Source organism: Alphaproteobacteria bacterium (assembly GCA_033344895.1).
Lineage (GTDB): Bacteria > Pseudomonadota > Alphaproteobacteria > UBA8366 > Aestuariispiraceae > Pacificispira.
Genome location: JAWPMN010000001.1, coordinates 3,599,689 through 3,619,396, shown reverse-complemented (window position 1 = coordinate 3,619,396; position 19,708 = coordinate 3,599,689). Strand labels below are relative to the sequence as shown.

General features: G+C 59.8%; 18 protein-coding genes, 1 tRNA gene and 1 pseudogene. 7 read left to right on the top strand and 13 right to left on the bottom strand.

All coding sequences use genetic code 11. From position 1 onward, the window contains the following. Window positions 1–9 precede the first annotated feature (9 nt). The 5 genes from R8L07_17430 to R8L07_17410 form a co-directional block, all read right to left on the bottom strand. Window positions 10–2,271, bottom strand: a complete 2,262-nt coding sequence (locus tag R8L07_17430; GenBank protein MDW3207324.1) for a polysaccharide biosynthesis tyrosine autokinase — start codon at window positions 2,269–2,271, stop codon at window positions 10–12. A 68-nt stretch (window positions 2,272–2,339) separates the two neighbouring features. Beyond that, a complete protein-coding gene (locus R8L07_17425) occupies window positions 2,340–2,927 on the bottom strand; it encodes a polysaccharide biosynthesis/export family protein (GenBank protein MDW3207323.1) in 588 nt (195 codons plus the stop codon). Window positions 2,928–2,945: 18 nt separating this feature from the next. Beyond that, entirely contained in the window at window positions 2,946–3,950 is a 1,005-nt protein-coding gene (gene galE / locus R8L07_17420; GenBank protein ID MDW3207322.1) for a UDP-glucose 4-epimerase GalE, read from the bottom strand. Window positions 3,951–3,954: 4 nt separating this feature from the next. Then, window positions 3,955–5,430 (bottom strand): mannose-1-phosphate guanylyltransferase/mannose-6-phosphate isomerase, encoded by a 1,476-nt coding sequence (locus R8L07_17415; GenBank protein ID MDW3207321.1) that lies wholly within the window; start codon window positions 5,428–5,430, stop codon window positions 3,955–3,957. 220 nt (window positions 5,431–5,650) lie between these two features. Beyond that, complete coding sequence (locus R8L07_17410) at window positions 5,651–6,952, bottom strand: outer membrane beta-barrel protein (GenBank protein MDW3207320.1); 1,302 nt, start codon at window positions 6,950–6,952, stop codon at window positions 5,651–5,653. 544 nt (window positions 6,953–7,496) lie between these two features. On the opposite strand from R8L07_17410, the gene R8L07_17405 reads away from it, so the two are divergent. The 5 genes from R8L07_17405 (at window position 7,497) to R8L07_17385 (ending at window position 12,393) form a co-directional block, all read left to right on the top strand. Then, window positions 7,497–7,997 carry a hypothetical protein gene (locus tag R8L07_17405; protein MDW3207319.1) on the top strand — a complete coding sequence of 167 codons (501 nt, stop codon included), beginning with the start codon at window positions 7,497–7,499 and terminating at the stop codon, window positions 7,995–7,997. After that, on the top strand, window positions 7,984–8,751 hold the full coding sequence (locus tag R8L07_17400) for a response regulator transcription factor (protein ID MDW3207318.1): 768 nt from the start codon (window positions 7,984–7,986) through the stop codon (window positions 8,749–8,751). Before R8L07_17405 ends, R8L07_17400 begins: the two co-directional genes overlap by 14 nt. Window positions 8,752–8,757: 6 nt before the next feature. Then, window positions 8,758–10,245, top strand: a complete 1,488-nt coding sequence (locus tag R8L07_17395; GenBank protein MDW3207317.1) for a HAMP domain-containing sensor histidine kinase — start codon at window positions 8,758–8,760, stop codon at window positions 10,243–10,245. A 103-nt stretch (window positions 10,246–10,348) separates the two neighbouring features. Continuing rightward, window positions 10,349–10,705 (top strand): DUF4168 domain-containing protein, encoded by a 357-nt coding sequence (locus R8L07_17390; GenBank protein MDW3207316.1) that lies wholly within the window; start codon window positions 10,349–10,351, stop codon window positions 10,703–10,705. Window positions 10,706–10,818: 113 nt separating this feature from the next. Further along, on the top strand, window positions 10,819–12,393 hold the full coding sequence (locus R8L07_17385; GenBank protein MDW3207315.1) for a glucan biosynthesis protein D: 1,575 nt from the start codon (window positions 10,819–10,821) through the stop codon (window positions 12,391–12,393). A 35-nt stretch (window positions 12,394–12,428) separates the two neighbouring features. Here the strand turns inward: R8L07_17385 and R8L07_17380 are convergent, their stop codons facing one another. Together R8L07_17380 and R8L07_17375 are read right to left on the bottom strand one after the other, a co-directional pair. Then, window positions 12,429–13,247: an NAD(P)-dependent oxidoreductase gene (locus tag R8L07_17380; GenBank protein ID MDW3207314.1), complete on the bottom strand. Its 819-nt coding sequence runs from the start codon at window positions 13,245–13,247 to the stop codon at window positions 12,429–12,431. A gap of 25 nt (window positions 13,248–13,272) precedes the next feature. Next, the gene (locus tag R8L07_17375) at window positions 13,273–13,512 is read right to left on the bottom strand and encodes a hypothetical protein (protein ID MDW3207313.1); all 240 of its coding nucleotides are present in this window, start codon (window positions 13,510–13,512) and stop codon (window positions 13,273–13,275) included. Window positions 13,513–13,729: 217 nt separating this feature from the next. On the opposite strand from R8L07_17375, the gene R8L07_17370 reads away from it, so the two are divergent. Beyond that, the gene (locus R8L07_17370; protein ID MDW3207312.1) at window positions 13,730–14,635 is read left to right on the top strand and encodes a LysR family transcriptional regulator; all 906 of its coding nucleotides are present in this window, start codon (window positions 13,730–13,732) and stop codon (window positions 14,633–14,635) included. A gap of 74 nt (window positions 14,636–14,709) precedes the next feature. On the opposite strand, the gene R8L07_17365 is transcribed toward R8L07_17370, so the two are convergent. After that, on the bottom strand, window positions 14,710–15,372 hold the full coding sequence (locus R8L07_17365; GenBank protein ID MDW3207311.1) for a helix-turn-helix domain-containing protein: 663 nt from the start codon (window positions 15,370–15,372) through the stop codon (window positions 14,710–14,712). Window positions 15,373–15,719: 347 nt separating this feature from the next. Between R8L07_17365 and R8L07_17360 the strand changes: the two genes are divergently transcribed. Beyond that, complete coding sequence (locus R8L07_17360; GenBank protein ID MDW3207310.1) at window positions 15,720–16,328, top strand: glutathione S-transferase family protein; 609 nt, start codon at window positions 15,720–15,722, stop codon at window positions 16,326–16,328. A 271-nt stretch (window positions 16,329–16,599) separates the two neighbouring features. Here R8L07_17360 and R8L07_17355 read toward each other — a convergent pair. The 5 genes and pseudogenes from R8L07_17355 to plsX all read right to left on the bottom strand — a co-directional run bounded on the left by R8L07_17355 (window position 16,600) and on the right by plsX (window position 19,656). Next, window positions 16,600–16,676 (bottom strand) — tRNA-Pro (locus R8L07_17355). A 218-nt stretch (window positions 16,677–16,894) separates the two neighbouring features. After that, window positions 16,895–17,173 (bottom strand): annotated as a pseudogene (locus R8L07_17350) (MerR family transcriptional regulator). 46 nt (window positions 17,174–17,219) lie between these two features. After that, the gene (locus R8L07_17345; protein ID MDW3207309.1) at window positions 17,220–17,510 is read right to left on the bottom strand and encodes an integration host factor subunit alpha; all 291 of its coding nucleotides are present in this window, start codon (window positions 17,508–17,510) and stop codon (window positions 17,220–17,222) included. A 116-nt stretch (window positions 17,511–17,626) separates the two neighbouring features. Continuing rightward, window positions 17,627–18,601 carry a beta-ketoacyl-ACP synthase III gene (locus R8L07_17340; protein ID MDW3207308.1) on the bottom strand — a complete coding sequence of 325 codons (975 nt, stop codon included), beginning with the start codon at window positions 18,599–18,601 and terminating at the stop codon, window positions 17,627–17,629. Continuing rightward, the gene (plsX, locus tag R8L07_17335; GenBank protein MDW3207307.1) at window positions 18,598–19,656 is read right to left on the bottom strand and encodes a phosphate acyltransferase PlsX; all 1,059 of its coding nucleotides are present in this window, start codon (window positions 19,654–19,656) and stop codon (window positions 18,598–18,600) included. The genes R8L07_17340 and plsX overlap by 4 nt, the downstream gene beginning before the upstream one ends. Between the last annotated feature and the right edge of the window lie 52 nt (window positions 19,657–19,708).

The window sequence follows — 19,708 nt, the reverse complement described above, 5'->3', positions numbered from 1 at the left end:
GACCCAACCCTAGGCGGCATTCCGCAATACCGGCGGATTGCGCGCGTAATAGCTGGTGCCCTCGCTGTAGCGCCGGTACTTCTTCGGCTCTACCTGGGTGATTACCGTTCCTGAAACATGGACCCCGACGCGAAGCAGATTACGGATTTCACTGACCACGGCATTGCGTCGGGTGCTGCCCCATTTCACGCACATCACTACCCTGTCCGCGGCGCGGGCCAGATGCAGGACCATGGGCGTTATCTGCAGCGGAGACGTATCCACCACAACGACATCGTAGTATCGCGACAGGGTCCGGAGCAGCGCGAGAATACGATCCAGTTGAACCGCCCTTCCCTGCGATTTCCCCAACCGCCCGTTGAAAATGACATGCAGACCCGTTTCTCGATCGACAAACACGGCCTCCTCCGGCGAAACATCCGCATTCAACAGATCCAGCATGTCGGTGCGTCGGAACTTCTCACCGAACAACCGGTGCTGTGTCGGCTGACGCCAGTCGAGATCGACCAGTACGACCTTCTTGCCCTCGGCGGCCATCAGGCGGGCATAGCTGCAGCTGGTGTGCGATTTTCCCTCACCGGATGTCGCTGAGGTGAAAAGAGTCACGCCGGGCAGATCGCCCTGGCGGTTCTCCAGGGAAAGCTGCGCCCAGATCATGCGCAACGCGTCCGTATATGGCGAAAGAGGACGGCGGATGACTTCGTCACAAAGGCCGGACCAGCGACGCGTGGCCCGGGGCAGAACGGCAAGGTTGGGGATGCCCGTGTGATCCTCAAGGTCTTCCGGTGTGCGGAAGGTATTGTCCAGCTTTTCCATCACCAGTGCGATCACGACTCCAATGACGGCCCCCGCCAGAAGTCCGACCACCAGAAGCATCTTCTTCGGCGGGAAGGAAGCCGACCCCGGCACAACGGCCGCACTGAGAACCTTGGCGCCGGGTTCCAGGATACCGGCCTGAAAGGCGGTTTCCTTGGAACGCATCAGGAGGCTCTCATACATTGCACGCGTCGCTTCGGCCTCTCGTTCCAACTGGCGCAGTTCGACGGTCTGAGCATTTGACGTCCCCATCTGCGACTCGACCTCCGCCATACGCGCATCAACCCGTTGCAGCCGTTGACGGGCAATGTCGGCCTCCTGACGGAGGCTGGAGACAATGCGTCCAATCTCTGCCTCGATGCCACTTTGGATGTCGGACAATTGCGCCAACATGGCCGCCATTGTGGGATGCTTATCGGTGTATTCCGACCTCAACTCGGCGATCTTGCGTTCCAGCCCCGCTTTCTCCGTGCGCAGAGAAATGATCAGTGGCGATTGCAGAACCGTCGGAAGGGATTCCGCATCCCCGGCCGATCCGGCAGTGGCCTCGGCATGTGTTAGTTTGGCCTCCGCCTCCGCCAGGTCCGAACGCGCCGCCACAAGACGGCTGTTCAGTTCCGCCATCTGCTGCCCGATCACGGTTTCGGAGCGAACGGAGAACAGGTTGTTCTTCCGGCGGTACGCCTCGACTGCGGCCTCCGCCTCCGCAAGTTGGGTTTGGAGATCGGTCAGGCGTTCATCCAACCAGACGTTTGCACGACGAATTGCGCCCTCCTGCTCGTGCAGGCGATGCACGACATACTCATCCGCAAATCGGTTGGCGATATCGGCGGCCAGTTCCGCGTCTCCGGTCTGCACGCCGATCCGAAGAACATGGCTGCGCGCCATCGGTTCCACGGTCAGTTGCGACAGCAATTTCGACACGATGCGGGTTTCCATGTCGACGGCAGGCACCACCTTTTCATCGGCTTTCCCGCGACCGCCAGCGGATTCTTCCCTGTCCTGAAATTCGACCAGGGATTTGCCATATTCCACGATCGAATCGACAACCTCCGCGACGCCAAGTTTTTCGACCATCGACGGCTCCCGGTTCAGGGCCGGGTTGAACTCCGGATGGCTGCTTAAGGCCAGGGACTTAGAGACCCGTTCGGCCATGGTTCGCGAAGCGATGATATGGCCTTCGGTTCGGATCGCATCGGAATCCATTGTTGCATGTTCCAGTTCGGCTGCATCGCGCGACACTTCGGGACGCAATCCGCCAACAAGAACACGGGCCTCTGCCTCGTAGCGCGGTGCCATGCCATGGCTTGCCAGGACGGCAACAGCGCCACAGCCGGCGACGATTCCAAGGATCAGGAACTTCCTTCGCCAAAGCTTGAGGAGCAGTTCCCATCCGCCGTCCTGCGGTTCCGGATCGATGTCATGAGGCGGCGGAAACGCGGCGAGATATGACATCTGCGGCTGCCCGACCGCCGGGTCGGGCCGATGACGGGTCATGTTTCGATCTGGTTCAATCGGCTGCATCAGAAATAGCGCTCCTGAACCGTGATCACGTCACCCGGGCGAACCGGCGTCAGGTCACGGGCCAGCAGGTTTTCCTGATCACGCTGAAGGATGAATCCGTCCTTCGCCGCGCGATAGGTATAGCCGCCTGCAAGCGCGACCGCGTTCACCACGGTCATTCCGTCGACATAGGAGTAGCTGCCAGGATTCCGGACCTCGCCCACGATATAGAACGGGCGATACTCGATAACCCGAACCGTCACATTCGGTGACTGCATGTACTCGCTGAACTCTTTCTCCAGCGTGGACTGCAGTTCCATCGGGGTTTGGCCGGCCGCCGGCACTTCGCCGACCAGTGGCAACGACAGCTTGCCGTTGCCATCAAGACTTTGCTCGCCACTCAAGGATTCGTCGCCGAAGACATTGATCGCAATCAGGTCCCCGGCGCCCAGCTTGTATTCGTAGCTACCCGCATCAGGCGCCATGCCGGTGGGCGTTGGACCGCCGGTGCAGGCTGCCGTCAGACCGGCAACGACAATCGCCGACAGGACAATCCGAACAATGGTTCGAAGGGGCGATACGTTGGAGCGAAGGTCGATTTTCCGCATAACTCTTCCTGCCTTCCGTCAACCGACGGATTCCATGAGTTCGGGACGGCGTTTCCTCAGGAAGGCCCAGGCATGGGCAATCTGGGATTCGAGATCGGAATACTCCTGGCGCCATCCCAGCATCCGTTCCGCCTCACTGGAGTCCGCGACCAAGCGCGGGGGGTCCCCTGCGCGCGCAGGCTTGTGTCGCGCCGGGACGCGCCTGCCGGTCACCGCCTCGACCACCGCGATGACTTCATGAACGCTGTATCCCTTCCCGTTCCCGAGATTGTAGGCAGCGGCACCCTCGACACGCCCCTCCAACAGGGCGCGCAAGGCCAGGACATGCGCCTGCGCGAGGTCTTCCACGTGGACATAATCGCGGATACAGGTTCCATCGGGCGTCGGATGATCTGTGCCGAAAATATCGATGGTCGGACGCAGGCCGGCCACGGCTTCCAGGATCAGAGGGATCAGGTGGGTTTCAGGCTCGTGCAGTTCGCCGATATCCCCATCCGGGTCGGCTCCGGCAGCGTTGAAATATCGCAACGAAACGGAGTTCAGACCGTAAACCGCATAATCCCGTAACATCACCTCCGTCATTGCCTTCGTCCAACCGTACGGATTGGACGGGCCCATGGCAGCACCTTCACGGATCGGCATTTCCTGTGCGTCGCCGTATACTGCGGCGCTGGACGAGAATACGATCGACTGAATGTCGTGACGGCGCATGCCGCCCAACAGGGCCAGCGTGCCGCCAATGTTGTTATCGTAGTATTTCTGCGGGTCCGTGACCGACTCTCCGGCCGCGATAAAGCCTGCCAGATGAACGACCGCCTGCGGCCGGTACTGCCGAAAGGTTCTGTCCAGAGCCTCAGCATCCCGGATATCGCCAACAACCAACGGCCCCCACCGAACCGCATCGCGATGGCCACCGGACAGATCGTCGAAGACGACCGGCAAGAAGCCGGCTGCCGCCAGCGCCTTGCACACATGGCTGCCGATAAACCCGGCACCACCCGCTACCAGAATCCGATCCACCATAGGCTCAGGCCCTCCCATAGCGGTCGTCGAAGCGGACGATATCGTCCTCGCCAAGATAGGATCCGACCTGCACCTCGATGAGATGCAACGGAATCTTGCCGGGGTTTTCCAATCGATGTGACGCGCCGAGCGGGATGTGAACCGCCTGGTTTTCATGCAGCAGTTCCGATTCTCCATCTCGCGTGATGCGCCCGGTGCCGCCGACAACGATCCAGTGCTCAGCGCGATGATGATGCATCTGGAGGCTCAGTTCCTCGCCGGGCTTCACGACGATATGCTTAACCTGGAAGCCCTCGCCCCGCTCGACTGTCTGAAATGTGCCCCAGGGCCGAATGACCTGAACATGCTTGTCCGCAGCGCTCTGCCCGGACAGGCGCAGTTTACCGACCAGCCGATCGACACTGACGGTTCGATCCGCCGCACTGATCAATGTCGCATCCTCGGTATCAACGATAACAAGGTCTTTCAGGCCGACCGCGGCAATCAAGCGACCGTTGGCCTGGATCAGGCAGTTGCTGACATCTTCGACCACCGTGTTGCCTTCGATGACATTGCCGTCCGCGTCCGGCGCCCGCATGCGCCTTACCGCCGGCCATGTACCGATATCGCTCCAGTCAATATCAGCCTTCACAACCGCGGCCTTCTGTGTCCGCTCCATGATCGCGATATCGATCGACAGGTCGGGCGACCTCGCAAACGCCGCCTCGGAAAGGGTGACGCCACCCTCTTCCGACGTGGCATTTTCCACCGCCGCCAGGCTCGCCGCGTGAATTTCCGGCGCCAGCCGTTCGAACTCCTTCAAGAGCGTGCAGACCGGGAAGACGAACATGCCGCTGTTCCAAAGAAAGCCGCCTTCCGAGATCAGGCGCTCCGCTTCGGTCTCTGTCGGCTTTTCGATGAAACGTGCGATGGAAGAAACATGCGGTGCGCCGGAGACACTGCCGCCTTGTTCGATGTAACCGTAGCCGGTTTCCGGCCGTGTCGGCTCAATCCCGAAAGTCACCAGAAAGCCGCAGCCTGCTGCCGACTTCGCCCGCGCGAAAGCATCCTCAAACGCGCCGGCATTGCCGATGTAATGATCTGAAGGCATGGCCAGCATGATCCCGTTCGGATCCTGCTCCTTCAGAATGGCGGCGGCGGCGGCCATCGCGGCACCGGTGTTGCGCGATACAGGCTCGCAGACGATCGCAAACGGGGTGACGCCGATTTCCGTCATGTGGTCTGAAACCATGAAGCGGTGCTCCTCATTGCAGAGAATGATCGGTGCACCGAGCCCCAGGACATCACGCGCCCGCAGTACGGTTTCCTGGATTAGGCTGTGTTTTGACGTCAGGCGCTGAAACTGTTTCGGACAGTCGTGCCGGGAAACCGGCCAGAGGCGTTTCCCGCTGCCGCCGCACAGAATGACCGGGTATACGGTCGCCTGACGCTCCTCGATGGCGACAGGATACGCGGGTTCGTCTCGAACAATAGTGTTCATCTCGGTGCTCCCTGGTGAACCGTTGGGGCGAAACCTTCAGACCCAATTGGCAAGCCGTCGGCGGAATTGCCGACGAACCGTCCATGCGATCGAACCGGGCCGACGGTTCAAAATGACCGTCCGGCGCCGATTGTCGTTAAGACGAAATCACCCAGAGAGAATTCCAATTCTGCGGAGGCATTGCTGTGACAATCCCGTAGCCGTGTTCGGCAAGGTTGCCTCAGAGCCGTCCCGTCACTCGAAAGCGGACGGTCTGCGTATTGTAATCGGACGCATTGGCCGTCGAGTTCCGATACGCATTGGCGTAGGACAGATCGAGTTTCAGATACTCGTTTGCCAAATAGGTGGCCCCCAGTCCGGCGGACGCCAGATCGTCGTCCCGGCTGACATCCTGATACTCGATCAGTGAATAACCTGCGAAACCGAACAGGATGACGTTACGACGCAACTCGTGGTCGACACGCAGATCGAAGGCGGACCGTAACGCCCCCGAGGCACCGGACAGGGTGGTCTCTTCGACGGTCCGCTCCGCACCGGCCGATACCGTCGTCAGACCGGTGGGATTCCAGGTCAGTTCGCCGCCGAAACTGAAGCCATCGATCGTGTCGAACCCGTCGCGGTCGTAGTCCTGGGACAGATAGCCGACATAGAACTCGCCATAGGTCACTCCGGACAGGTCGAACGTGGCCCCGGTCGTTGCCTCCCAGCCTTGCGAATCCCGCTCGAAGCCGCCGTCGTCAAATCTCTGATCATAGTGCCGATCATTGGCCCCCAATTCGACAAAGGGCTCAAACCGCGGCGAGATCGCATAACCGCTTCTGACACTACCAACAATCACACGCCGATCCCGGTCCGAAGACCGGAATGTCCCCCCTCCCGACGCAGCGACATTGTCATAGGAAAACCATTCAGATTCCAAATCAGCCCGCACATAAAGGCGATTGAACCGCTTTGAACCGCCGGCGCGAACGCCATAGGCGTGATAGGTCACGGGCTCCGAAGCACCGACCTGGTCGACCGATCGGCGGTCTTCATGGCGCCGTGCCAGCCAGAGGCCGCCGGTGACCGCCGCTCCTCGTTGAATGTCGACCCGTCCGTCAGCGCCGATATCCCAATCCAGATAGTTCTCACTCGTATTGTCGAGGTAGCGACCGGCCTCCATGCCGCCGCGAATCTCAAGACTGTGCGACTCCCAATTCGATTTCAGGCTCGCCCGCGGCTCAACTACCGTAACGAAATCGGCTTCCTCTCCGGCATCCGAGTAGAAAATATTGTCGCGGTAGATCTCTTCGAGCCCGACCTCCGGATAAAAGAAAAAGGAGCCGACGCGAACACCAGCAGGATCGTATCCCGGGCGACTGCGCTCTCTGACGGTTTCGCCGCGTTTGGGATCGTCGTAAAGGGCATCGCCCGCATTGGACGGGGCCTCGGGAACGGTCTGGGCGAGGGATTGCGCGGACGCATATACCGTGATCAGCGACACGGCGAGCCCGGCACCGAATATGCCTGCGATGAGCGACATATTATGCTTCATGCACTGCAACTTTACCCCCACCATTCATGGCAATCGCCCGATCCGCTTGAAATGGAACCGGTGTTCAGCTTTCCGAAGACGATTCATGACTGGAATGGTTCCGGAGTCTCTACCACCCACGATTCTAACAAATACATTCTAAGCCCTGCAATAACCAGGCCGCCGAATACACCAGATCTGGATCCGGGCATCATATTGCATTTTAGTCGAATTAACTAATCGACATCACCAATTTCCAACTACTTAGGGCACTTCAATAAAGCGGATTGAAACCCGCGGCGGCTTGGGTATCATCGTACCAGAGCCGTGACAAAAAACGGAACCTTTTTGCGATCGGTACGTTTTACGGATGAGCCCCAAGCGACTGGCGGCCTGAAAACCGGTACTTCGGATGCATGTGCCGGGTCCGGGTCGAGATAACAGTGAGGAGCCGATCCAGGCATGTCCTTCAGGCATGCCTGTTTCAGTCATTTGGCAATTTTGCCTACAGACCGGGGCTTCCACCTTTGAGAATTAGAGGATCTGCAACTCCTTGCCCAAGACGCACATCAAACCGCTGCTCCTGCTCCTCCTGTCGGGATGCGTCAGCGCAGAAAATGACGTAGCGGTCGCACCGGCCCCCGTGCCAGCGACTTCGGAAGCCGCTCAAACGGTAGAGCCTCCGCAGCCGGCCCTGCCCTATCCGGAGAAGCCCCCGGAACCGCAGAAGCCCGCGACAGAGGTCACGATCGCCGCCAATGCGCGCACTGACCATGGCCCTGAGCCAGGCAAGGAAGCAGAAGTCGATAAAGCAGCATCCAGCGCCATCATTGGTGAAAGTGAGCAAGGCATCGAGAGCATGTTCGGGCCACCACACGACATACTGCCCAAATTTCCGGGTCATATCTGGAAGTACGTATCGGATGTCTGTGATGTGGAGATCTTTTTCTATCTCGACATCGCGTCGGACACCTATCGGGTTCTGACCCTGGATGTCACCCCGGAAACCGAGTCGGAAAACTGCTATGGGAGCTTGGCAAATGCTAAAGGCTGAAACGGTGGATTCCATCGCCCCCAACACCTGCCGCAACCTCGCAATCGTCGACGATGATCCGTTGTTCCGTGAATCCCTCGCCCAGAACCTTGTCGGCCGGGGCTACCAGGTTGAGGAGTTCTCGGACGGCGAAAGCTTTCTGGCGCGGTTGCGCGAACCCCATGACATCCACCTGATCCTGCTGGACTGGAAGATGCCGCGCATGAACGGTATCGAGGTTCTCGGCAATGTTCGGCAGATAGCCCCCAACATGCCGGTGATCTTTCTGACGGTGCTTAGTGATCAGATCTACGAGGAAGCCGCGTTGCTGGGCGGCGCCGTGGACTTTGTAGAAAAGTCGCGCAGCTTTTCGATCATTGTCCGTCGGATCGAATTGGCCCCGTTCACGCCGAGGAATGCCGCTAATTCCCCGGAAGTGGAGGAAGAACAGTCCGACTTGAGCGTGGGTGCTCTACAGCTCGATCTGGAATCCCATCGCGCCTACTGGAAAGGGGCACAGGTGTATCTGACGCTATCCGAATTCGGTATCGTCAAGGCCCTGGCCAGCAAGCCGGGTACCGACCTCCCCTATCGACGGATTTACGATGTGGTGCATGGCTACGGCTTCATCGCCGGAGACGGTGAGAATGGGTATCGGGCCAATGTCCGGTCCCTGATCAAGCGAATTCGACAGAAGTTTCGATCCCTGGACCCGGATTTCGATCACATCGAGAACTATGCCGGCTTCGGCTACAGATGGCAGGCGCCCCGGTAACGTCGGATGATCCGTTCCGGCAGCAACATACTTCGTTCGCTATCGATCAAGCTGGCGATCATCTGTGTCGTGCTCGGCGCGTTGCCGATATTGGTCTACATTCCTCTCGAGGAAGCGGATAACCAGAAGAACCAGCTTATCCTGCGGTCCGTCCAGCAGGAAGGGCGCATTGTCGCAAACTCGCTGTTTCCGGACCTCGAGCAGTTCTCACCGGAGATCGCGGAGAACCTGCAGTTCCGACTGGCGGAACTGACGCCTGAAGACACGATGGTCGCTGTCTTCTTCCGACCGGCGGACACGGCCAGCGGCGATGCGTTCCTGTTTGTCGCCCGCCACCCGCGCATCAACCCAGGTCGGATTGATGCGGAACTGAAGGAATTGCGCAGCACGGGCCTGCTGGACGACGTCACGACCGCTTGTGACCGTCGACGCCCCCTGTCGCTGCGTCAGGACCGTCCGGACGGCTCCCGTCAGATCCTGACCTATTTTGGCACGCGCCGCAGCGAAGCCGGTTGCTGGGTGGTGATATCCTCCACCAACAAGGCAGCCATTCTGGGGACATCGGAAGACAGCGAATACTGGCGGCGGGACGAGATCCAGATCGCCGCGGCAATCTACGCCGCCATGGCCGTCCTGATCCTCTCGGTCTTCCTGTCGCTTCGAAACAATCTGAAGCGCTTTGACGGTGCCATAGCCGACATTCTGCGCGGCCGGGACACGGCGGTCTCGTTCCAGGACCGCAACCTAATTCCGGAATTGTCCAATGTTGCCGGACGTTTCGACCGGCTGGTATCCGCTCTGCGCCGATCGGAAAGCCAGATTCGGCAGGCTGCTGAAGACAATGCCCATGCCCTGAAGGCCCCGCTGGCGGTCATCTCGCAATCCATCGAACCCTTCCGGAACTTTGTCGTCGACCAGGATGGGCCCGCCGCCCGCAGTCTGGACCGGATCGAGCAATCCATCGCGAAGCTGGACGGATTGATTTCCGCCGCCCGCCAGATGGACGAATCCACCCCGGCCGCCATCGATGAACCGATGTGCCCCCTGGAGATCGATGGCGCCATTTCCTCTGTTCTGGAGCAGTACAGACCGGTTGCCTCCGCACGGGACATCCGGATCGATGCGGTCGTCCCGACCGGAATCCATGTCATGGCCAACGCGGACCTGCTGGCACGATCCCTGGAAAACATCCTGAGCAATGCCATGGACTTCTCCCCTCCAGGCGGTGTCATCCTGGTATCCACCCGGGAATCCGGTCCTGGACGTCTGACGATCTCGATCACTGATCAGGGCCCGGGGGTCGACGAAGACATCTTGGAGCGTCTATTCGACCGCTACTACTCGACCCGGTCCGGTACGCCCAACGGGACCAATTTTGGCATCGGATTGTGGATCACCCGCCGCAACGTCACCGCCATGCATGGTCGGGTCCAGGCCTCCAATGCGCCCGATGGCGGGTTGCGGATCGAGATCGAATTGCCCGTCGTCTCGTGACACGACGGAACTATGTCGCGGCTTTTCAGTCTTCTCTGATATCAGGCGTCACCGGCCGCAGGTCGGTGGCGTCCGCGGACCCTATGCGAGAAGGAGCGATACAATGAAACTCTCAACCGCCGCCGCAACCGTCGTTACCGCAACATTCCTGACGGTCGGCACCGCCTTTGCCCAGCAGGGGCAAGAGGTGACCGAGGATAAGATCCAGAGCTATGTGGTCGCCTATATGAACGTCCAGGAAATCGTCCGTGAATACGAGACGAAGGCCAATGACGCGAACTCCGATGCAGAAGTCGAACAGTTGCGGAGTTTCTACGGCAACCACATCACCGAAGCTGTCGAATCCGAAGATCTGACCGTCGACGAATACAACACGATCACGCGCCAACTTGAGACCGATACCGAACTGCGGGAGCGCGTGACCGAAAAGATCGTCGAGATGCGCCAGGACGACCAGTAACCGTCCGAATGCCCTGAACCGCCCCGCCCGGGCACCCGCCGGCTCATAGTCCCGGCGGGTGCCGCATGGGCGCCTGATCCGTCAGACCGTTCAAAAGGGGAGACGATGAAAACATGAGTGAAGGTTTCTCGCGCAGACGCTTGATTGAAACGCTGGCTGCTTGTGGCCTGGCTGCGGGGATGTTGCCGACCGGTGCCGCAGCGTCGTTCGGTGATGATGATGAACTGGCCTTTTCCACGCCAAGGCCCTTTTCCTTTGACCAGCTGATCGGGCGGGCTTCGCGGCTCGCACAGCAGCCATATGCGCCCGTCCCCAAGCCCGCACCGGAAATCACGCCCAAACTGTCCTATGAACACCATGGCAATATCCGGTATCCGGCCGAAAAAGCGATGTTCGCAGAAGGGCCGGGACAGTTTCCGGCGACTTTCTTTCACCTGGGCATGTTTTTCGAACGCCCCGTGCGCATTTTCGCGGTCACCGGCGGCGAGGCGTCGGAGTTGCAGTACAAGAAACGGTATTTCGACATGCCGGACGACAGCCCGGCGCAGGAGATGCCCGAAGGATCCGGCTTCGCCGGTTTCCGGCTTCATGAAAACCGGCAGCGGGATGACTGGAAGACACAGGATTGGATCGCCTTTCTGGGCGCGTCCTATTTCCGGGCCATTGGCGAGCTCGGCCAATACGGTCTTTCGGCGCGCGGTATTGCCGTCGACACCGCCGTCGATGGTCCGGAAGAGTTCCCGGCGTTCACGGAATTCTATCTCGAGCCCGACGAAGACGGGACGGTTACCATCTACGCCCTGTTGGACGGTCCCAGCCTTGCCGGCGCGTATCGCTTTCACCTGACCCGGAATGATGAGGTGATTGTCGATGTCGACCAAAGGCTCTTTTTCCGAAAAACGGTGAGGCGCCTGGGCATTGCGCCGCTGACATCGATGTTCTGGTATTCCGAGTATGGCGATGGGGTTCTGGACGATTGGCGGCCGGAGGTGCACGATTCAGACGGGCTGGCGATCCATACCGGAAGTGGCGAGCGCATCTGGCGCCCGCTGAACAATCCGCCGCACACAATCGTCTCCAGCTTCGTTGACGAAGACATCAAGGGATTCGGCCTGCTGCAGCGCGACAGGAACTTCGAACACTATCTGGATGGCGTCCATTACGAGCGCCGACCAAGCCTCTGGATCGAGCCGCACAGCGACTGGGGCAAGGGGTCGGTTCAATTGGTTGAGATTCCGACCAATGACGAAATCCACGACAACATCGTGGCATTCTGGGTGCCGCAGGAAAGGGTCGGACAGGGCAGCGCGCTGCGCTTCGGCTACCGGATGTCCTGGGCGGCGGATCAACCGGGCTGGCCGGACGCCCTCGCCCGGTGCGTTGCAACCCGAATGGGGCGCGGTGGCGAACCCGGTACCGATCGGCCCGAGGGCGTGAAGAAGTTTGTCGTCGAATTCGCCGACGGTCCGCTGGACGACTTGAAGACGGACGACCCGGTCGAGGTCGCGGTCTCCGCCTCCCGCGGGACGTTATCCTACATATTCACGGAGCAGATCCCGGGCACCCCCCGCTGGCGCGCCCAGTTCGACCTCGATCCCGACGGGCAGGAGCCGGTCGAACTTCGCGCGTACCTCCATGTCGGCGACCAGCCGGTTTCCGAAACATGGATGTATCAGTTCAACGGCTGACCACCGTGGCTGCCGACGATAGCGAGCCGAGATGCTTAAGAGGGGTGCCTCAGGAAGCTTTGCGCGGTGTCGGTGCATTCAGAATCACTGGCCTGACCGCCGTGGGTGACGGAGGCGTTCGGCCCCATCGCCGAGCCGGCATCGGCAATGCAATCCGCATATACTTCCGCATCGTCCACGGGTTGAAATCCCAACGCATCGGCATGGGAGTTATCCACCGCGCTGCGCGTGTTCGCTGAAACACCATAGGCCACCAAGTAGTGGACGTCCGTTGCATCGATAGCCCGGTCGAAGAGATGCACCGCGTCCTTCGGGGACAACCACGTCTTCAACATGCGTTCATCGCTTGGTTCCTGCTCAAACGAAGCGATGCGCAGGGCAATGAAGGACATTCCATGTCGGTCTGCATAAAGGCTTCCGAGCGCTTCACCAAAGGCCTTCGAAAGACCATAGTTTCCGCTGGGACGGATGCGTGCATTTCCGTCGAGCCTCACTGAAATGGGGTGGAATCCCACTGCCTGAATCGAGCTTGCAAAAATGATCCTGCCCACTCCGGCCTTCCACGCGGCTTCGAAAACGGCCCGCGTGAGCTCGTAGTTCAGCGGGAAGATCTCGCTCCATGGTCGTTCCTCCGGCACGGCGGCCAGATGGATGAGCGTGTTAACGTCGCTGAAAACTGTCCCCAAGTCTTGGTTCAGGAGATCCAGTTGCATGACTTCCTCCCTCTCATCGGGAGGGTCCGGCATCACTTGATCAGCCAGTCGCAGAATCCGGTCTTGCCGTTTCAAACCCTTCCTAAGCGCGCGACCGATCCGTCCGGCCGCACCGGTGATCAGGATGCGATTGACGTCCATGTTTGCTTCGTCTGGGGCAGCCATTTCATTCACCGGCAAGAAGGGTTGAGATGATCGACGGCACGAGATCAGTGCGGTGCGCAATGCTGACATGCGGCGTTCCCGACACGGTGGGCCAGTCTGCGGCAAACCCGTCATAGGTCTTCCGCCCGAAGATCAAGGCCCTGGCGCCGCTCAATTCATCGTCCTTGAATTTGTCGCCCACGGGATCCTCAATGACTCCGTCCAACGACATGTATTGGGTCGCGATGATCTTTCCTGACATGGTCTCGGTCTCCGTTGGTTGCGCCAACCGCACTTTCCTGAGTTCGTTCATCCACCACCGCCGGTGACGTGCGGCATCATTACTTACCGGGCAATCGGCGGGCTGACTCAGCACGGGTCATGGCATGCAGCTTTGTCTTTGCAGGCCCGTTATTATAGTTTCAGAACTGACGGCATAGATGCCAAACGTTGAAAAAATAATTTCAGATTGAGCAACAATGGATCGACTCGACGAACTGGAAATCCTGGTTGCGATCGTGACTGCGGGCAGTATGCGGCAAGCGGCGAGGCGTCTGCGCAAATCGCCTGCGTCAACTACGCGTGCTCTTGAACGTCTCGAAAGCAGGTTGGGTGTTCGACTGGTTGAGAGAACCACGCGGCGCATCGCTCCCACCGCTACCGGTCTAAAATTGGCCGACGGCGCGCGGGATGTTCTGGACAGCTATCGCATGTTGACCATGGACACGGGTGTCGAAACGATCCGCGGTATGGTCCGGATTGCAGCGCCTCCGGTTTTTGGACGGCTGTTTGTCGCGCCCGCCGTGGACCGTTTCCTGCAGGAATGGCCTGACGCCTCTGCGGAAATGATTCTGGCTGACCGATACATGGATTTTATCGAACATCGACTCGACGTCGCCGTACGGATTGGCATGTTGCCAGATTCTTCGCTCCGCGCTCGGAAGGTCGGTAGCGTTCACTGGATGACGGTATGCAGCCCGGCATACATCAAGGCATCGGGCGTGCCTGCGCGTCCGTCTGATCTTTCCGATCACGCCACGATACTGGAAAGCTGGAGCAGTGGCGGTCCTCAGTGGACCTACAAGATGGGTGCGAAAGTCGAGACCGTCGCACTCAATCCGCGTCTGGTCGCGAACGACATCGATATTCAGCTGGATGCGGCTCGAAGCGGCAAGGGAATAGCACGAGTGCTTTCATATCAGGCAGCGTCGGATTTGGCGGCGGGCAAACTGGTGCGCATTCTCGAGGCATATGAAACGGCGGAAATTCCTGTTCATGTGGTCACTGCCGGAGGTAGCATTGTGGAAAACAAGACCCGAGCAATTGCAGATCACCTTTCAGCGTTCTTGAAGACCAGCCTGATTCAGGCAGGGACCCTTGTTTGAAGTCATAAGCCGAATCGCCAGCCTCCCCGTGCCTGTTTGGTTCGAACGGTCACTGCCAGGTTATGGAACAGCAATCAGCTTACAGATGCCGGCTGCGGCAGTGGGAATGCGTTGAGGAACCTTTCGATGGCATCCTGACTTCCTGCACATCGGAGCTGCCCTTCAGAGATCGCCTGGCGCAGGTCCGTCCCGCCGAACAGAATGCCGTCAATGGCGTCCGGAGTGCCCGTTAGAACCGCGTTGGACGTATCGCCACTGCTTGTTGCCTCGTCATACTTGAGCCCTGTCGTTGTTCCGGTTACCCGCACTGCGCCATACGGCATGTCGAGGTCTAAACAGAATCCGCCGTCTTCGCTCGGGTGATAAAGGGCGCGCATCGCCAGCAACAGGCCGGCACGACTCATCGGCAGCCCCTGTCGTAGAATCGGGGATCTGGCCGCCCATCGGCCGAGGCTCAGGATTGGTTCCTCTAGCTCGCGACCCCACTCCGTCAGTTCGTATACCCATGACGCCGCAGGTGGTGGTAACTGGCGCCGTCGCAGAATCGTCGAGGCTTCCAGTTCCTCCAGCCGTTGGGTCAGCACGTTGGGGCTGACATTTCGCAGTTCACTGCGAAGGTCGGTGAAGCGCTTTGGCCCAAACATCAGCTCACGCACAATCAACAGCGCCCAGCGATTGCCGATCAGGTCCATCGCATGGGCCGTGGCGCATCCGTCATCGTAACTCTTGCCACCCATAATTCACTCTCTATACTTTTCAGTTGCTTTTTAGGACTGCTTAGTTTCTATTTTGAATGTGCCATGCGAACGCGAATGGTTCAAGCGTTCGCAACACTCGGAGCCCCCTTCATGTCCTGCAATTCCCACAGGCAACGCGCCGACAGCCCTCACCTTCCGGACCTGCCGACAGGCGTAGCCACCGGCCCGGCTGTGGCGGATGTCGACGTGACCGCTGTCCGTGATGCTTTGGGTCTGGCGTTGCAGTCTTCCGCCAATCTGTGCGGTCTCGTGGCCGCGCCTGGCGTAGCGCTCGCTGCATTGATCCGGGCCCGTACCCCGCTTCCTCAACCCACTGGAGATCCTTCATGAAACTCTTCTATGCCGAAACCATGAATTCCTACAAAACCTGCGCTGTCGCGCGGCATGTGGATCTGGATGTTAAATTCCATCGGCTCGATCTGAAAAAGGGCGAACAACGCGCACCGGAGTTCCTCGCCATCAACCCCAATGGCAAGGCTCCCGCACTGGCCGATGGGGACCGCACAATCTGGGAATCGAACGCCATCATGTGCCATTTGGCGATCCGTTCGGAGTCCGACCTCTGGCCCCGGGGTGACGGGCAAGTCGAGGTGGTTAGATGGTTCAGTTGGGCATCCGACCACTTTTGTCGCTACGCGGGCCAACTTTATTTCGAGTATGTCATTCGCGCGGAGTTCGGCATGGGCGCTCCTGACCAAGAAACAGTCGAGGAAGCCCTGGGGTACGTGCGGCGCTACGGAGCGATCCTCGACGATCATCTGGAAAACCGCGCCTACTTGCTGGGCGACACCCTGACGGTCGCGGACTTCGCCGTCGCGACCGTTCTGCCATATGCCAAGGGTGCCAATATACCGCTTTCAGAGTTCCCAGCGGTAGAACGGTGGCATGACAGATTGATGGAATTGCCCGCCTGGCAGTCACCATTTGGAGTTTAGCAGACAGCGGGTTGGCAGCGACAGGCATCTTGCCTGTAGTTGATCGACGCACTTTCGCCGTCCTGTTTATGGGCACCGAGGCCATTCATTGACGGAGCCGATACACCCAAGCTTCGTGTTCACAATTCCATAGTTTCGCTGGGCGGCCATGGCCCCGGTACCGAACAGGGTCTGGCCAACGCTACCCGAAACGGGCAGCTAAACCTGCAAAACACTAGCAAGAGACAAACAAGGGGCTATCGGCGCGTCGCCGATAACCCCTTGATCTTGTTGGTCGGAGCGGCAGGATTTGAACCTACGACCCCCACACCCCCAGTATGGTGCGCTACCAGGCTGCGCTACGCTCCGCCGATGTGGGTGGGCACTAAATAGAGCCTAACACCGGTTGATGCAATTCCCTATTCGGAGGAAGGCGGCCGGATCGGCTGGTCGAGGATTTCCCGCGCGGCCTGGAGTTCCTGACGCAGGGCGCGCAGGGCGTTGGGATCGATCGTCGGGGCGGATTTCCGCGCCGGAATGTCCGGCTCCGGCGCCGGGACAGGCACGCCGTCCTCACCCCATTCCAGAACGGTCTTTACGCCATTCTCCCGCAGCAGCTTCTGGACGCCACGAATGGTGAAGCCTTCCTGATGCAGTAGCCGCCGGATGACCTCCAGCAGTTTCACATCCTCAGGCCGGTAGTAGCGCCGCCCCCCGGCCCGCTTCATCGGCTTGATCTGGGTGAACTTCGTTTCCCAGAAACGCAGAACGTGCTGCTGAACGTCCAGCAGGTCCGCGACTTCGGTGATCGTGCGGAACGCGTCCGCAGATTTCTCGGAACGGGAATGCTCGGAAGGGTCGCTCATCTCTACTGCCTGACCGCTGCCCCGGCGACGCCCGCGGGGCGTGCCGTCATTGGTTGATTCGATCCTTCAACACATGGCTGGGCCGGAAGACCAGAACCCGGCGCGGCAGGATCGGGACCTCCTCACCTGTCTTCGGGTTACGACCGATGCGCTCCCCCTTCTGGCGGACGGAAAAACTGCCGAAAGACGAAATCTTCACCGGCTCTCCCGAAACCAGTGCATCGGCCATTTCCGCCAGGATCGCCTCGACGAGAGCAGCCGATTCGATCCGGGACAGTCCGACCTCCTGGTACACCGCCTCAGCCAGCTCCGCGCGGGTAACGGTTTTGCCCGCCATGGCCTAACTCCCCCAAGCATTTCAAAGTTTTATACGAGGGCACACTAGCCCCGTCTCAGAAGCCCGTCAACAAAGCTGGAGTAATTGGATATGCGAATCGTGCCGCGCGCGCCGGATTACCAGCGGATCAACGCAGCCCCCCAGGTAAAGCCGCCGCCCATGGCGGTCAGCCCCAGCAGGTCTCCCGGCTTGAACAACTGACGCTCGACGGCGTGATTCATAGCCAGCGGAATAGTTGCGGCGGAGGTATTGGCATGCTCTTCGACAGAAATGATCACTTTTTCAGGGGATACATTAAGCTTCTCCCCTACTTTATTGATAATTCTGACATTTGCCTGATGCGGAATCAGCCAGCTCAGATCGTCAGTCGTCAGGCCCTGATCCGCCAGCAGACCCGAAACCAGGGACGACATGCGCTCGACCGCGTGCTTGAAGACTTCCTTGCCCTGCATGCGCACGAATCCGGCGGTACCCGTCGTCGCCGGACCACCGTCGACATAGAGACTGTCGTAGTAGCGCCCGTCGGCGCCGAGTGTCGTCGAGATCACCCCGCGCCCGACCTCGGCCCCGTTGCCGGTTTCGGCCTTCAGGACAACCGCGCCGGCCCCGTCGCCGAACAGAACGCAGGTGCCGCGGTCTTCCCAGTCGAGAATACGGCTATAGATCTCAGCACCGATGACCAGGGCGCATTTGGCCTGACCGAGGCGGATCATGTTGTCGGCCTGGGTCAGGGCATAGATGAACCCCGTGCAGACGGCCTGGATATCGAAAGCGGGACCGGCGGTGATCCCCAGTCTGGCCTGCACACGGGTCGCGGTGGCGGGAAAGGTATTGTCCGGCGTGGTCGTCGCCAGAATGACGAGGTCGATCTCGTCGGTCGACATGCCCGCATGTTCCAGGGCCCGCAGCGCGGCGGTGCAGGCAAGGTCGGTCGTCGTTTCGTTGGCGGCGGCGATATGGCGGCGCGCAATGCCCGTGCGCTGCCGGATCCATTCGTCTGACGTGTCCACCGTCTTGGACAGTTCGTCGTTGCTCAACACCCGTTCGGGAAGATAGGCACCAACACCTCGGATAACGCTGCGAATATTCAAGATACTTTTACCGCCGCGCCTTCCGGCACCGGAGGCCCTTCTCTGTCCAAGGTTTCAAAATCCGCTTTCATCTTTTCGATAAAGCCGTGTGAATACATGTCCGCCGCCACGCCGATCGCGTTTGCGAAGCCAAGCTCGTCCGTCCCACCATGGCTCTTTACCGCGATTCCGTTCAACCCAAGCAAAACGGCGCCGTTATAGCGACGCGGGTCGACACGATAGCGCAGTTTCGCCATGGCCCGGCGCGCGATCAGATAACCGATCTTGGCCACCGTGCTGGATTGAAACGCCTCACGCAAGAACGCGCTGATCAACCGCGACGTGCCCTCTGCGGTCTTCAGGGCCACATTGCCAGTGAATCCGTCCGTGACCACGACATCGACCGTTCCCGCCGCAATATCATCGCCTTCGACAAAGCCGGAAAAGTGGATCGGCAGCGGCGATTCGCGGAGCATCGCGGCCGCCTGCTTGATCTCGTCCCGCCCCTTCAGCTCCTCGGTGCCTATATTCAGCAAACCGACGCTGGGCCGCTCGATTCCCATGACCGTGCGGGCGAAGACTTCGCCCATGACCGCAAACTGGACGAGGTGCTGGGCGCTGCATTCGACATTGGCGCCGAGATCCAGCATGCAGGTCTCGCCCTTCTGGGTCGGGAAGAAGGAGCAGATGGCCGGTCGGCTGACACCGGTCAGGGTGCGCAGGCCAAACATGGCAAGCGCCATGAGAGCACCGGTATTACCGGCCGAGACACAGCAATTGGCTTCCCCCGCATGCACGGCGTCGATCGCCTTGCGCATGCTGGATTCCTTCAGGTTGCGCAGGGCATAGGAGGGCTTGTCGTTGTTGCTGACGACCTGATCCGTGTGCCGAATCTCGACACAGCCCTCTAGCAGCGGCTCTTTCGCCACCAAAGGCTCGAGTACGTCCGATTTGCCGAAAATCAGAAACTCGACCTGTTGCAGACGTTCCTTCGCCAGGGCAGCGCCGCGCACGACGATTTCGGGCGCTCCGTCGCCACCCATACCGTCCAACGCGATCACCAAGGGCTTCACCACCGCAACGTCCCCTCAAGCGGGCGGTTCGGCATGTTGTATCCGCCGTTATCCG